The organism is Marivita sp. (assembly GCF_022763305.1).
Classification (GTDB): Bacteria; Pseudomonadota; Alphaproteobacteria; order Rhodobacterales; family Rhodobacteraceae; genus Marivita.
This window is the reverse complement of sequence record NZ_JALEGT010000013.1, coordinates 1-15301: the sequence shown is the minus strand read 5'-3', so window position 1 is coordinate 15301 and position 15301 is coordinate 1. Positions and strand designations below refer to the sequence as shown.

10 protein-coding genes are annotated in these 15301 nt (G+C 61.8%); 7 read left to right on the top strand and 3 right to left on the bottom strand.

The genetic code is table 11. The annotated features are described in order from the left end of the window. Window positions 1–50: 50 nt before the first annotated feature. Complete coding sequence (locus MRY75_RS01630) at window positions 51–1319, bottom strand: extracellular solute-binding protein (protein WP_292305402.1); 1269 nt, start codon at window positions 1317–1319, stop codon at window positions 51–53. 119 nt (window positions 1320–1438) lie between these two features. Between MRY75_RS01630 and MRY75_RS01625 the strand changes: the two genes are divergently transcribed. The 4 genes from MRY75_RS01625 to epsE all read left to right on the top strand — a co-directional run bounded on the left by MRY75_RS01625 (window position 1439) and on the right by epsE (window position 7151). Beyond that, window positions 1439–2614, top strand: a complete 1176-nt coding sequence (locus tag MRY75_RS01625; RefSeq protein WP_292305401.1) for an ROK family transcriptional regulator — start codon at window positions 1439–1441, stop codon at window positions 2612–2614. A gap of 3 nt (window positions 2615–2617) precedes the next feature. Then, the gene (locus MRY75_RS01620) at window positions 2618–4954 is read left to right on the top strand and encodes a PIG-L family deacetylase (RefSeq protein WP_292305400.1); all 2337 of its coding nucleotides are present in this window, start codon (window positions 2618–2620) and stop codon (window positions 4952–4954) included. After that, complete coding sequence (locus MRY75_RS01615; RefSeq protein WP_292305399.1) at window positions 4951–5829, top strand: DMT family transporter; 879 nt, start codon at window positions 4951–4953, stop codon at window positions 5827–5829. The genes MRY75_RS01620 and MRY75_RS01615 overlap by 4 nt, the downstream gene beginning before the upstream one ends. Before the next feature lie 110 nt (window positions 5830–5939). Further along, the gene (epsE, locus tag MRY75_RS01610; protein WP_292305398.1) at window positions 5940–7151 is read left to right on the top strand and encodes an exopolysaccharide biosynthesis GT4 family glycosyltransferase EpsE; all 1212 of its coding nucleotides are present in this window, start codon (window positions 5940–5942) and stop codon (window positions 7149–7151) included. A 4-nt stretch (window positions 7152–7155) separates the two neighbouring features. On the opposite strand, the gene MRY75_RS01605 is transcribed toward epsE, so the two are convergent. After that, complete coding sequence (locus MRY75_RS01605; RefSeq protein WP_292305397.1) at window positions 7156–8208, bottom strand: glycosyltransferase family 2 protein; 1053 nt, start codon at window positions 8206–8208, stop codon at window positions 7156–7158. A gap of 224 nt (window positions 8209–8432) precedes the next feature. Here MRY75_RS01605 and galE point away from each other — a divergent pair, with 224 nt between their 5' ends. Further along, a complete protein-coding gene (gene galE, locus MRY75_RS01600) occupies window positions 8433–9449 on the top strand; it encodes a UDP-glucose 4-epimerase GalE (RefSeq protein ID WP_292305396.1) in 1017 nt (338 codons plus the stop codon). A 38-nt stretch (window positions 9450–9487) separates the two neighbouring features. Here the strand turns inward: galE and MRY75_RS01595 are convergent, their stop codons facing one another. Next, complete coding sequence (locus tag MRY75_RS01595; RefSeq protein ID WP_292305395.1) at window positions 9488–11698, bottom strand: hypothetical protein; 2211 nt, start codon at window positions 11696–11698, stop codon at window positions 9488–9490. Between the two features lie 225 nt (window positions 11699–11923). Between MRY75_RS01595 and MRY75_RS01590 the strand changes: the two genes are divergently transcribed. Further along, window positions 11924–12892 (top strand): glycosyltransferase family 2 protein, encoded by a 969-nt coding sequence (locus MRY75_RS01590; RefSeq protein ID WP_292305394.1) that lies wholly within the window; start codon window positions 11924–11926, stop codon window positions 12890–12892. Between the two features lie 33 nt (window positions 12893–12925). Then, complete coding sequence (locus MRY75_RS01585; RefSeq protein ID WP_292305393.1) at window positions 12926–15172, top strand: glycosyltransferase family 2 protein; 2247 nt, start codon at window positions 12926–12928, stop codon at window positions 15170–15172. Window positions 15173–15301: the final 129 nt, after the last annotated feature.

The window sequence follows — 15301 nt, the reverse complement described above, 5'->3', positions numbered from 1 at the left end:
AAAAGGTGACGCCCCGGCCGGGAGGGAACCGGGGCGTCCGTGCCGCGCGTTCAGTTGGACGCGCTGTTGTAGTATTCGTCGAGGATCTTCTGTTCGGCTTCGGCTGCAATGGCGAGGCTTTCCTCGGCGCTCATGCCTTGCAGGGTCATGCGCTCGATCATCTCGACCATCAATTGCCGCTGACCGCTTTCATTGGCGAACTTGGTGGTGTGGGCATAGGCAAGACCCTTGATGAAGGGGCCGAAGACCGGGTCGTTCGAATTTTCCTCGGTCAGACCCACCGACGGCTTCGCCGGCAACTCGCCCACCACATCAAGCCAGATCTGCATCGCCTCGTCGCTGGTGATGTACTGCATGAACTTGACCGCCGCGTCGTATTTCTCACCCTCGGCCTTGGTGGTGATCGCGTTGACCCAGTAGGACGAATAGTTCGACCGCGTGCCATCCGCCGTCGCCGGAAGTTCGGTCACACCCCATTTCAGACCGCGCGTGTCATTGAGCGATCCGATGCGGAACGATCCGTCGATATGCAGCCCGGCACGCCCCGCCTTGAAGGCGGCCTGCGGCTCATCCATGAAACCAATCGCCGAAACAGCATCGTCCCCGGTAAAGAGCGACGCATAGAAATTCAGCGCCTCAAGCCCCGCATCCGAATTGTAATTCACCGTCTGGTAATCATTGACATAGGGCTCACCGCCGAACTGACGGATCAGCCCCTCGCGCCACCAATGGTGGTCCTGCGCGGTCATACCAGCCGTCATGCCCACCTGCGTCAGGTTCCCCGCACCATCGCGCTTGGTCATGGCTTTGGCGGCGGCGATCATCTCGTCCAGTGTGGTCGGCGGCTCGACACCGGCCTCTTCCAGCAGCCGCTCATTGTAGAACAGTGCCAAAGACCGCACGGCGGTCGGCAGCGCCCAATAGGCGTCGCCCTCTTTCATCGCCTGCACCATCGGAAAGAACTCTGCGTCGATCTGACTGGCCGGGAACACATCCGCGGGAAGCGGCTGGATCAGCTCTGCGGCGACATAGTCATTGAGCCAGCCATAGAACAACTGCACCACATCCGGGCCTTCCCCTGCCGGGATCGCGGCGGCGACCTTGGTGCGGTAATCGGCATAGGGGAAATGGGTCATCTTGACCGTGATGTCCGGATTCGCCTCCTGGAAATTCGTGATCAGCGTTTCCATCGCCGTCACACGGGCGTCGAAGAAATACTGCCAGTATTCGATTTCCACCGCCTGCGTGGCGGTGCTGAAAAGGGCTGCGGCGCTGGTTGCTGTCGCAACGGCCAGTGCCTTGACGTTGAAGAATGCCATGGACCTCTCCCTGTTGAGATCTGTTGAATGTGCCAGCCTGTTCTTGTTCGCGGCGGGTCATTCTCCAAGCGTTAACTCAACTTTCTTGAGTGTTCAAGTTTGGTGCGCTAAGCGAAAGCATGGTCATTACGCTGAAACCGCAACTTGGGGCCAATCCCGAACGCGCCCGCAGCCACAACAAACAGTTGGTTCTGCGCGCCATTCGCCATGTCGGAGCGATTGGTCGGGCAGAGATCGCGCGCGCCTCCGGCCTGTCGACGCAGGCGGTGTCGAACATCATTTCCGATCTCTTGGGCGAAGGTCTGCTGATCGAACAGGGGGTGCGCAGCGCCGGGCGCGGACTGCCGGTGCAGCAATATGCGATCAAACCGGATGGCGGCTATGCCCTTGGGGTCGAGGTGCGACCCACCGCCGTTTTCACCGCTTTGGTCGATCTTGTGGGAACACCGCTGCTCACGGATCGGACTCCGCTGCGCGACACACAGAAATCGACAATATTAGACACTGTTTCGGCCCAATGCACGCAGACGTTGTCCCGCGCCGGGATCGGGAAAACCGCGTTGATGGGGGCGGGAATCGTCATGCCAGGCCCATTCGGAGAGACCGGCCTGACGGGCGCGCAGTCTGAACTTCCCGGCTGGACCGGTGGCGATCCGGCCGAGATATTTGCCAACGCGCTCGGTCTGCCTGTCTTCGTCGAGAACGACGCGAACGCGGCCGCCATGGCAGAACGGATGAACGGTGTTGCACGCGGTCTCGACGATTTCGCCTATCTCTACTTCGGTCAGGGACTCGGTCTTGGTCTTGTGCATGACGGTCAGGTCCTGCAAGGCGCGTTCGGCAATGCCGGAGAGATCGGACATATCTCCGTCGTGGTCGATGGCCACGCCGTGGAACTCGAAAGCGCCACAAGTCGTTTGTCGGTACAGGACTATCTTGCCCGCAAGGGAGTCAGCGTGACCGACATGGACGACCTCACCCGTCTCTATTCCAGCGCAAACCGTCATCTTTTTGATTGGCTGGATCAAGCGGCGCAGGCCCTGTCCGCTGCCCTGTCGATCATCGAGAACCTGTTCGATCCGCAGACGGTGATCCTTGGCGGTGCGATGCCAGACGATCTCCTCGATCACATGATCACCCGCGCCTCCCTGCCGACGAGGTCCGTTTCGAACCGTCCCGACCGCACGCATCCCCGCCTGATGCGCGGAACGTCCGGCCGCATGACCGCGACACTCGGCGCTGCTGCGCTGGTGTTGCATCAGGCATTCACCCCCACCATCGCAGAAGCGAGGTAATCCATGCCAACACCTGATCAGACCCGACTCGACCAGACCCGCATGCGCCCCCGCGTGCTCGAGCTCTGGTGGGCGCTGCGCCCGTTGCAATCGGTCGTTCGATTGATGAACACCGGCGCGCATCCCGATGACGAGACAACGGCCCTGCTGGCCGCCATCGGCCTGCGCGACGGCATCAACCTCAGCTACGCCTGTTCGACGCGTGGCGAAGGCGGGCAGAACGACATCGGCACGGAAAGCGGCCCGGCGCTGGGCGCATTGCGCACCCGCGAGATGGAGCGAGCCTGCGATCTGCTCAACATGCGCCTGTATTGGCATGGCACCTCGCCCGACGATCCGATCCGCGATTTCCGCTTCTCCAAAAGCGGTGAGGAGACGATGGGTATCTGGGGTCACGATCACCTGCTGCACCGGTTTGTCGAAATCGTCCGCACCGATCGCCCCGACATCCTCCTGCCCACCTTCCTCGACGTGCCCGGCCAGCACGGCCACCATCGCGCCATGACCCAAGCCGCGCATGAGGTGATGGCCGCCGCCGCCGATCCTGATTTCCCGTCGAACCTGCCGCCATGGCAGGTGTCCAAGATGTACCTGCCCGCATGGTCCGGGGCAGGGCAGGCCTATGACGATGATCTGCCGCCCCCCGAAGCCACTCTGACCATCGACGGTGCAGGCAAAGACCCGATGTCGGGCTGGAGCTATGCCCGCATCGGCCAGATGTCCCGCGCCTACCATCGGACCCAAGGCATGGGGCGCTGGGTGCCCGCAGGTCCCGGAAGGGACTGGCCGCTGCATCTGGTCGTCAGCCATGTTGACGGGCCGGACACCGACCTTATATCCGGCCTGCCGCAAACCCTTGCCGATCTGGCGGACCTTGCCCCCGAGGTGTCGCAGGATCTGTTGCTGGCGCACGGCTACATCACGGAAACCGTGTCCGCCTTTCCCTATGTCCGCCATATCGCGAAAACGGCGCAAAAGGCTCTGCATCACCTTCAAAAGGCCGAAGCCGATGCGCCGGACACCATTGCGCATCGCCTGTCCGCAAAGCACCGCCAACTGGCGCAGGTGCTGCGATTGGCGCATGGGATCGAGGCCAGCGCCCGGACCGACCAGCTTTGGCTGCGCCCGGGGGATACAACCAAGGTGACAGTCGAATTCGATGCCGGGGATGCCCCGGACAGCACCCACACCCTCGCTCTGCCTTATGGATGGTCCGAAGAGGACGGAGTTATCACCGTCTCGGCCGATGCCGGTCAGACCGATCCCTATCGGCCGGAATATGACCCCATCGATCCGCCCTTGCCCCGACTCGAGATCACGCTGGAATCCACGACCGTTGCAATCCCGTTCGAGCAACCGCCCGTCGTTCTGCCGGATCGGGCCGCCTTGATTGCTCCGGACAAGGCTCTGATCAACCTCAAGACGGCCAAGAGGACCGTTTCCGTCGCCATCGCCGATGTCAGCCCGGCTGGGTCCGATGTGACCTTTGATCTGCCCGAAGGCTGGTCGGCAACCAAAGGCGCCGGTGCGATCGAGATCACGTTGCCCGACGATCCCGACCCCGGTCTCTATACCCTGCCACTCTATGTCGGAGGTGCGCCCGCGATGACAGAACAGCGCATCGCATATGAGCACGTCGCGCCAACGGCCTTTACCCAGCCTGCGGCGCTGACCGTTCGGGTTCTGGATGTGGCTCTGACACAGGCGAAAATCGGGTATATCGGAAGCGGCCATGATGCGGTGGCACATTGGCTGCGCGCATTGGGCGCCGACGTGACCGAGTTGACCGATGACCAGATCACCAGTGACGCGGCGCTGTCCGCATTCGAAACCATCGTCATCGGCATCTTCGCCATGCGGTTCCGGAATGGTCTGGTCTCGGAAATGCCCCGACTGCGCGAATGGGTGGAAGAGGGGGGCACACTTCTGACCCTCTATCACCGGCCATGGGACAATTGGGATCCCGAGACTGTTCCACCCCGCAGGCTTGAAATCGGTCAGCCGTCCCTGCGCTGGCGCGTCACCGATGCAGCGGCAGAGGTCACTCATCTTGAGCCCGACCATCCCTTGCTGTGCCAACCGAACACCATCACGGAGGTGGATTGGGATGGCTGGGTCAAGGAGCGTGGTCTTTACTTCGCCAAAAGCTGGGATGACGCCTACACGCCGCTTCTGTCCATGTCCGATCCCGGGGAAGATCCGCTGACCGGGGCACTGCTGACGGCCGAGATCGGCAAAGGCCGGCACACCCATTGCAGCCTTGTCCTGCATCACCAGATGGCCCGGCTTGTGCCCGGTGCCTATCGCCTGATGGCGAACCTGATCGCCCCCCGCCGATGAGCACAGACGCGCCCCGCGACAACCTCAAGGGGGGCGCATGGCTCTTGGCCGATATGGCGCTGAACATCTGGGCGCTCGGCATCGTCAAGGCGCTGGGGCTGGGTTATCCCGTGGCGCAGATCGTGTTCCTGCGGGCCGGTATTGGCGTGCTGCTCTTGTCGCCTTGGATGTTTCGAAACCGACACGCCTTCGTCGGCATCCCGGATCTTCCCCTGCAGGTCCTGCGCGTCGGGCTGAGCGCCGCGACCCTGACGGCAAGCTATTTTGCCATTGCGCGCGTTCCACTGGCGCTTTTCACCACGATGAATTTCACCCGTCCGCTGGTTGTCATGTGTCTGGCCGCGCTTCTGCTGAGGGAGCGGATCACACCGGCACAATGGCTCGCCGCGGCCATTGCCATGGTCGGTGTTGTCATCGCCATTGACCCGGATGGCACACCAGTGGGTTCAGGATTGCTCGCCTTGGCGCTCGTCGTGTTGACCGGTTCGGGCGCGGTGATCGTCACACGACGCCTGCGGAATACGCCAACCCTCGTGCTGATGACATTCTACACCGTGGGTCTGGGGCTTTGCACACTGCCGTTCGCGCTCTGGTCGTGGCAGCCCATCCCGACCGAGCATCTGGGTCCTTTGCTGGCCATCGGTGTTTTTGCGCAATCCGCGCAGGCCTGCTTTCTGCGCGCGCATTTCAACGGCGATGCCGGGGTGCTGTCGGTGCTGGGCTACATGAGCCTGCCTCTCTCGACAGCCGCCGGGTACTTTGCCTTTGGCGAAACGCCCACCCTTCGGTTCTATGCCGGGGCCGCGCTTGTTGTGCTGGCGGCGGCGTCGCTCACCGTGACGCGTCGGAACCGGCCTGTCCTCAAGGTGCGATAAACCGGCGTGGGGGGTAGGGCTGGCTTCGTCGGGGAAAAACTGCTGGTAGTCGCAGGCCCGCGCACCTATCGTCCCGGCCAACCGGAAGTCTGGGTCGCGTGTCGCTTGAAATGACGAATAAATCCTTTGCCTACCTTGTTCCCCAGTTTCCCGGTCAAACCCATATCTTCTTCTGGCGCGAGATCGCGGCGCTCGAGGCGCAGGGTATCACCCCCGTCCTGTACAGCACAACCATTCCGCCACAGGGACTGATCTCGCATCGCTGGTCGCAAGAGGCGATGGCCCGCACGACCTATCTCGCCTCTCGCAATCCAGCCTTATTGGCAAGGATCCTGCCCCGGCTGCCATGGGGTCTTATCCTGAAAGAGGCACGGCGCCTGCCAGGACGCGAGGCCAAGACGTTTCTCATGGATGTCATGATCAGCGCACCTGCTGCCGAAAAGCTGGCACGCGACTGCGCCCGGCGGGGGATCACCCACGTGCATGCCCATTCCTGTGGGCGGGCGGCGCTGATCGCGGCCTTGGCGCATCATGCCTACGGGCTGTCCTACAGCCTGACCCTGCACGGCCCGCTTCAGGATTACGGCACAGGCCAGCGCTTCAAATGGCGCGGCGCAGCCTTTGTGAGCGTCATCACACGTGCGTTGCGCGATCTCCTTCCTGGCCAGTTGGGGGATGCTCTGCCGCAGCGTCTGCCGCTGCAGCCGATGGGCGTCGACACCAGCGCATTCCGGCGTGACACGCCGTATGTTCCGCCCGTCCCGGGAGACCCGTTGCGCGTCTTCAGCTGCGGCCGGCTGAACGTTGTGAAAGGACATCAGGACCTGATGCAGGCGGCGCGGATCATGATCGACCGTGGTCAGCCCGTGCAGCTCGAAATCGCGGGTGAGGACGATGCCGGCGGCACCGGGTTCCGCAAGGACCTCGAACACCGCATCGTCGATCTGGGTCTTGAGGAGAACGTAAAGCTCCTTGGGGCGATCAGCGCCGAAGCCGTGCAGGACAAGCTGAAGGCAGCCCATGTGTTTGTGCTGGCCAGCTGGTCCGAACCTCTGGGCGTCGCCTATATGGAAGCGATGAGCTGCGAGGTTCCTACGATCGGCACGAATGCGGGCGGTGTACCCGAACTGATCACCAGCGGAGAGGACGGCCTGCTTGTGCCGCCCAAGGACCCCGACGCCCTGGCCGAGACCCTCATGCGCCTTGCGGCCGACCCGGACATGGCAAAGTCCATCGCGCAGGCAGGGCGTGCGCGGGTGGTGGCACAGTTCGATTCCAGCCGGGGGGCGGACATGCTGGCACGCGAGATTTGGCCGTCGTGATGCGTCAGGATTTGTAACGCGTTCCGTACATGCGTTCCTGCATCTCGGTGTACCATTTCCGGAAGTTCTTGATCGGAAAGAACAGGAACACCGGGATCTGCGCGAGACCATAGGCATAGGCCCGCGCCGTCGGGAAACTGATCCGCTTTTGCGCCGCGTCAATCGCAAGATAGAGCCCCATGAACTTGGCAAAGGACGCCGCGCATCGCAAAGCAGAGCGCAGGCGATTGGGGCTGTGCACGGCATGCAGGGCCAGAAGATTGCGCACCCGGATCGTGTTGATGCGGAAGCGGCTGGCTTTGCTGTCGTTGCCATCTGCATGAAAAAATCCGGCATCCGGTGCCACGACAAGACGCCCGAAACGGGACATGCGATAGGAGAAATCACTGTCTTCATGCGTTGCGTAATATCGCAACAGCTCGGTCCAGCCCGAGTCGATGGCAAACTTGCGTCGGAAGGTTGTACGCCCTCCATTCACCAGCCCACTGGGAAACACGTTCAGATGCTGAACCGTTCCGGGTACGGGCCCCATGTCGACCGGATCGGCATAGGGCACAAAATGGCTGTCGAGGGTCAGGTGGCTTTCCAGCCACGCGCGCAGTTTCGGTCGCGGCGTGACAGCCAGCGCATGGGGAAAGACCCGTGGCGTCTCTGGATCGTGTGGGCCCGGCGTGAATTGACCAGCAACCATCGCGATCTCTTCGTCTGTGTCGGCCTCGTAGACACGCATGACGATTTCGGCGGCATCCGGATACAGGTAGATGTCGTCATCCAGCGAAAACACGATGTCCGACGTCGCAAGCCGAAGCGCCTGATTGCGCTGAAAGGTAAGCGACCGCACATCTGCGGGCACATACACCAGACGGATGTTTTCCCAGTCGCTGGCGAACGTGTCCTGCATCTGGTCGCGATGGTCTTCCCATGCATCCGACGCATCCACGACAACGACTTCGGCAGGGAGGCGGGTCTGGTTCAGCGCACAGCGCAGGGTCTCGACCAGAAAGTGCGGTCGATTGTATGTGCAGATCGTCAGTGTCCAGTTCAAAGGCATGGGCATTCGTACAGATGTTTACTCTCAAACGACAGATTTCGCGGCGTGTTAGCAGGTCAATTTGACCAAACTGCGGCACATCGACCGGCCAGTGGTGGTCTTGTGGCATAACATCTCGCAATATCACCCCAATCGGGTACCGATTGACAACTGAATTGGCTAGTAAACAAACAGTGCGCCAGAGGTGCCTCAAGCAAAATGGGGCGGTACAGGTAAACAGGAGCGGATCAGTGACACAGTGCGTGCTGTTGACGGGCGGGGCCGGCTATATCGGGTCGCATACCTATGCGGCTCTGGTCGATGCCGGCTATGACGTGGTCATTCTCGACAATTTCAGCAACGCCGCACGGGATGTCCCCAACCGGCTCGAGGTGCTGGCGGGTCGTGGCATCCACGTGATCGAAGCCGACGTTCTGGATCGCGCCGCGCTCGACACCGTGTTCGCGGACCATCGCATCGACGCGGTGATCCATTTCGCCGCCCTGAAGTCGGTGGGCGAAAGCGTGCGCAAGCCGCTGGTCTACATGCAGAACAACGTCGGAGGGCTTGTCACTCTGATGCAGGCGATGGAGGCGGCCGGTGTCTATCGTCTGGTGTTTTCGTCATCGGCCACGGTCTACGGAGAGGCCGAGCAGTTGCCGACGCCGGAAACGGCCCCGTTGAGCTACGGCAATCCCTACGGACATTCCAAGCTGATCTGCGAACAGATCATCGCGGAAACCGTGGCATCCGATCCGCGCTGGGCGGTCGGTGTGTTGCGCTACTTCAACCCGGTGGGGGCGCATACATCCGGCCTGATCGGAGAAGATCCCGCCGGGGTGCCGGACAATCTCATGCCCTATGTCGCAAAAGTGGCTGTAGGAGAGCTGCCGGTTCTGTCCGTCTTCGGGGACGACTATCCCACTCCTGACGGGACGGGGGTGCGTGACTACATCCATGTCAGCGATCTGGCCGAAGGGCACGTGCTGTCGCTCAAGGCATTGGAGCGCGATGGAACAGGCCACGTCGTCAATCTTGGCACCGGTCGCGGCTATTCCGTTCTCGAACTCATTGCTGCTTATGCACGCGCCAGCAATCGGCATATCCCTTACAAGATTGCGCCCCGCCGCGCCGGAGATGCCGCATCGAGCTATGCCGATCCCAGTCGTGCCAGGGCGCTGCTGGGGTTCGAGGCGAAATATGACCTGCACGACATGTGCCGCACGAGCTGGGTGTGGATGCAGAACGCCAAGAAAGCCTCGGACTGACCAATCGCTCTGGTCCGGACGGTCGCTGACGCGGTGGTCTAGCCCAGCAATTCCTTCATCCCCATGCGGACGGCCCGGTTGGGGTTCTTGTCAAGGATGTACTCCCCCAGGGATTTCGCAAGGCGCGTATGCCCCTTTTCCACCGCGCGGTTGAACAGCTCGCGTTGATAGCGCGGAAAGCGGCGGCGTTCCCGCAGCAGCTTGTAATAGTCGTGGCTGTCCAGCGTGCCGTTCAGCGCGCCAAGGATGATCGGGCTGAGGATTCCCATCTGGTTCAGCGAACTGCCCAGACGGTGGCCCAGAAGCGGCGCGCGCAGGTGCTGTACGTTGGCGCCTGTGAACCGCGCGGCGTGCTGGGCGTCAAGCGGCTCATAGGGATCATAGAGGATCGACACCCTGTTGGCGGCTTTGCTGACCTCGGCCGCGTCGCCGTAGGGCCCGGTGAAGTCGCGGTTCCAGACCACCTTGTAGCGCGTTTCCCAAGGCACAACCGTTTTGTCCACAGTCGATTGCGGAGAGATGGCGACCACGTCGCATCCCGGCGCGGCGGGGGAAAAGGCGCAGGCGGCATAGCCCCCCATCGACGCGCCGTAGAACACAACGCGCTTGAACTGTTCGAAGAACCCGCTGTCCCGCAAAGTGTTGAACTGATCATAGACCCAGTCTTCGCGATACCAGGTCCAGCCCCCCGCCAGCACACCCAGCATCGACCAGCCCTGATCCTTGATAAAGCTGTAGCCCCAGGGGCGGCGGTCCTCGCGTTTGGTCATCGCGATGTCGAGATTGTCGAAGGACACCACCAGCGTGTCCGGGTCGCGCGGGATGTACAAGAAACTGTGCCCGTTGGTGCCTGCGCGATACCACCCCTCGAGACCGGCAAGCTGCAGCGCGATGGCGTCCCAACTGTCGTCCATCACAGGGTCGGGCGGGTTGGGCGTGACCCGGATACGCGTGACCTGCTTGCCGTCATCCTCGCGCGTGGAAAGCGTGGTGTTGCTGCCATAGGCCTTGAGAAACGGAAACGCGCCAGAGCCACGCCGGACATCCATGAAGACCCGCGTGTCGGAATGGATGCAACGGTGCAGGAACGGCTCCAGAAACTGCGTTTTCCACTGATCGCCAAAGCCCTGAAGATTGCACAGCACATCCACCGGTCGCAGGTCTTTTTCCGCGCGGATCACCCTGATCCGATCCGGATCAACCTCGTTCTCGGTGAGGAAGGTGATGTATTCCGCCAGCCAGGGCATGTCCTCGTCCTTGAATTTGGCCCGGCGGTTGGTGTTCACCAACTGGATGTCGCAGTCGAACTTGTGGTGCAGGGCCAGCACAAAGCTGCGCGCCTGTCCGGTCAGGTCGGCGACGCTTGACACCTCATCAAGGTCCAGCTCGTCGATCAGCGCGCCGTCAAAGGTGGTGTTCCCGCGCCCCTTGATCGGCGCGAGCGCCGGGGTGATGCCATGCTCCTGCACCAGCTTTTCAAGGTACGACCCCTTGGGCGGCAGCCCGTCATGCAGATTGCCCAACTGCCTCTTGTTCGACGCCCAGAGGTGCAGGGCGGTGGTTTCGGACGTGATCAGCCCTTCTGCAATGTCGGCACGGCGCATGAACTTGAACCGTTCGCGAAAGGTGATCGGGTAAAAGGCGTTGAGCGGTTGCACATGCTCTTCCAGTCCCAACGCGTGCACATAATGGGTCACCATCATCGGCCCCCAGACGCCCCAGGGCTGTTCGGTGATATGCACCGGTTTGCCCTTCTCCGCCTTCTTGCGCATCTCTTCCTTCCGTTTCTTCGGCAGGAAGGGCGCGATGGAGAACCGGTCGCTGGTGAAATCCAGCATCTGGCGCAGCGCGTCGCTGTCGGCGGGAAGGCCCAGCACGGCGTTGTTCACACGGTGTTCACCGGGCAGTTCGTAGCCGAACACGTAGTCGCTGTCATAGTCCATCGGACGATGGCAATAGACGTCCGTATCCACCCAGATCATGCCGGGGTTCTGGTGGATCATGTGCAGGCGGAACCAGTCGGCAAACAGCGCGTAGCTGTTCTTCTGCTCGTACTTGATGAAATCGTTGGTATCGATGATCTCGCGCCCGTCGCGGCGGATCACGCCGTCGGGGACATTCGGAATATCCTCATAGCTGAAGAGCGTGATCTTCTGGCCCTTGTCGACAAAGGACTTCAGGCACAGCTGTTCCAGCCAGCTGAGCGGCCCCCCGATCCAGAGCGTTCCAACCTCGCGCGTGCGTGGCATCTGCATGTCCTCATTCGCGCCTCTTGTCGGTGCCGGGCGCTGTCGTTTTTTCGGATGCTAGGTCCAAAACGCCGTTTTGTGTAGCCTGCGTGATATCTGACTCAGTTTTTGCGCCATTCGTGCCTTTGCTGCCATGCAGCTTGCAAGCTTCCCCTGCGACACGCTACTTTTCATGAAAACACGCAGTATTGCGGGCGATAAACGACCTGCAGGATGAGGCATGACATGAGCGGTGAGACCTATACGGTTGTCTCAACCATGAAGAACGAGGGCCCCTATATCATTGATTGGGTGGCCCATTACAAAACGCTGGGGTTCGACCACATTCTGGTCTGCACCAATGATTGCACCGACACCACGGTCGAGATCCTGCTCCGCCTGCAAGAGATGGGGCTGGTCACGCAGCACAACACCATCGTGCGCAAGGCCGGGATTCACCGGTCGGCTCTGCGGCAGGCCAGCCGGCGCTATGACATCGTGCTGAATGCCACCTGGGTCTTTGTCTGCGACGTGGATGAGTACCTCAACATCCATCTGGGCGACGGATCGGTGCAGGCGCTGGTCGAAGGGTCGGGGCCGGATGCCGACGTGATCTCGGTGCCGTGGCGGGTGTTCGGATCGGACGGGATCGAGGCGTTTGCCGACAAGCCCGTGACCCAGCAGTTCCGTATGGCCGAATACGAATGGGATGCCGAGTTGCGGCCCGAAACCGGCAAGTTCGTCAAATCGCTCTACACCAACCAGCACAAGTTTCAGCGTATGGGCCTGCATGCGCCCGTTTCGCTTGAGGAGCACGTGGCCGACACGCGCCGCGTGCTGCCCGGTGGGATCGAGTATATCATCAACGGCGAGCGCACCGCCAATCCGCCGCTGTTCACCCATGCCCAGGTCAATCACTACGCTTTGCGGTCGATGGACAGCTTCCTTGTCAAACGTGCCCGCGGCCGGGCCAATCATTCGCATCATGTGCTTGGGATGGAGTATTGGGAGCGGTTCAACCTGAACCACGAAAAGGACACCTCGATCGACCGGTACAAGACCAAGGTGACCAAGCTGGCGAAAGAGCTGAAATCCGATCCGGTGCTGGCCGATCTGCATGCGCGTGCAGTTGACTGGCACAAACGCAAGGCGGCATCCTTGAAGATCGATCCGGATATGGACGATCTGGTCAACGGGCTGAAAGCGGCCCTGTGACCGACCAACCGGTGCACCGCAGGTAAGGACGAGATGGGACAGGTGATCGAACGACGCTTGCTGGGATTGGGGCTTGGCCCGATCACCCTGCTGGACGCCGTCGCCACGGATCACGAGGACGGCCCACGCGCGACGCTGTTTCTTGCAGCGGGAAGCAATCCGGCGCTTTTGGCGCATTCCGATGGTGCAGAGCCGATCTCTGTCGTCAGCGTCGGTGGCGCGGCCTGCGTTACCTATCCCTTGCCAGACGACGGTCGCCTTCGGTTGACGCTCGACACTGCGCCGGTCGAGATCGTACCGGCCCGGTCAGAGCAGGAGAGCTTCGAGGGCCTGAACTGCATCGCCGCCGTGCGCAACGGTGAGGATGCCGAGACCGTTGCGATCTGGCTGCGGCACCATGTCGAAACGCAGGGATTGCAGGCCGCCGTCATTGTCGACCGGGCACAGCCGGGAACCGACCCGGCCTTTGCCAAGGACCTGTCTGCAGAACTGGACCGGCTGGCGCTGGAGTGCGATGTAACCCTTGTGACCAGCGACCTGCCGCTGGGCCGCACCGATGCCCCGGCCGAGGCGCATCCGTTCTGCGTGCCCGAGGCCCCCGGCAAGGACCGGATGGAGATCCCCCCGCCCTCGCCTTGGGACTCGCCCCTTGGCGCGATGTCGCTGTACGAAATCCTGCGCGCCCGGTTTCTGGGGCAGGCGCGGGCGGTCTGCAATATCGAGGTGCATGACCTCATGCCGCTGGGTGCGCCCAACATATTCGACAGCGCGGTCGAAGCCGAAGGCGGTGTGATCGCGCTTTACGGGCGGCACTGCTACCCGTGGCGCGTGCGCAAGGATGACCCGACCCGCTTTGCCGATCACATCTGTGTCCAGTTCGATGCACGCGGCGGGCGGCAGCGCTGGTGCATCGCGCCTGCCAAAGCCACCGATGCCGCCATCTGGCGGATGATCCGCATCGGCAATGCGGTGCCCGACAGGGCGCGCACGCAGCTTTTCTACCGGCACATGGCGCTGCGGCATCCGACGCCGTCGATTTCCAAAATCGTGCCCAAGACCTCGCTGATCGAACATCCGCCTCTGATCGAGATGTCCGAGCAATACTGGGGCCACAAACCCGTACGCATGCCCGAACTGGAAGCCGACGCTTTGCCCAAGGGCAAGGGCCGCCGCGTGATCGTCACCACGATGAAGAACGAGGGGCCGTTCATCCTCGAATGGCTGGCCTATCACCGGGCCATCGGGTTCGACGATTTTCTGGTCTACACCAATGATTGCACCGACGGCACGGATACCATGCTGCAGATGCTGGAACGCAAGGGCATTGTGCAGCACCGGGAAAACCCGTTCCGCGAAAGCGGGCTGAAGCCTCAACACGCGGCATTGCAGGCGTCGGATGATGAGCCGATCGTCAAATCGGCCGCCTGGCTGACCTGCATCGACGTGGACGAGTTCGTCAACATCAAGGTCGGCGACGGTACGTTGGATGCGCTGTTCGACGCTGTCCCCGACGCCAACATGATCGCCATGACATGGCGGCTGTTCGGCAATGGTGATGTGCATGAATACGAGGACCGCCCGATCACCGAACAGTTCCTGCGCTGCGCGCCCGAGTTCGCCCGCAAGCCGCATCAGGCCTGGGGGTTCAAGACGCTGTTCAGGAATATCGGGTTGTTCAAGAAGATGGGGGTGCATCGCCCCAAGGGGCTGAATCCGCAGCTTTGGGAAGACATCAACTGGGTCAACGGGTCGGGCAAGCCTTTGCCGCGCGAAATGTTCCGCAATGGCTGGCGGTCGACGACCGAAACCTATGGGTATGACCTCGTTCAACTGAACCACTACGCGGTGCGGTCTGCTGAGAGCTTTTTGGTCAAACGCGACCGGGGGCGGGTGAACCATGTCGACCGGGATCAGGGGCTGGCCTACTGGTTTCGGATGAACAACAATTACGAGGAAGAGCTGTCGATCCAGTCCCGCATGCCGATGATGCGGGCTGAATTGGACCGGTTGCTGTCCGACCCCGAGATCCGCACCGCACATGACAGCGCTGTTGCCGCGCACAGGGCCAAGATCGACGAATTGCGGGCAACGGAAAATTACGCGAATTTCTATGCGGATTTGACGGGTTCGCGGCTCGAGAAGCTGTCGCGCCTGCACAATCATTTCGGATCAAACGTGTTCCTGTCCGGTCCCGAAGTAGTGCCGGACGAGATCGTGCAGAAAGATCCGGAGAAAGACTGGTTCTTCACCGTCGAACTGACGGGCGAAACCGCGCATTGATGCCTGGCCGATTGAAGGCCGCCCGGTTAGGGGCGGCCTTGTCATCGTCCGCGACGGGCCTCGGTCAGAGACACCGTCGCGGGAGTTGGTGCATGGCCGTCAGAGGCCGGGTCCGGCTCAATTGAGCAG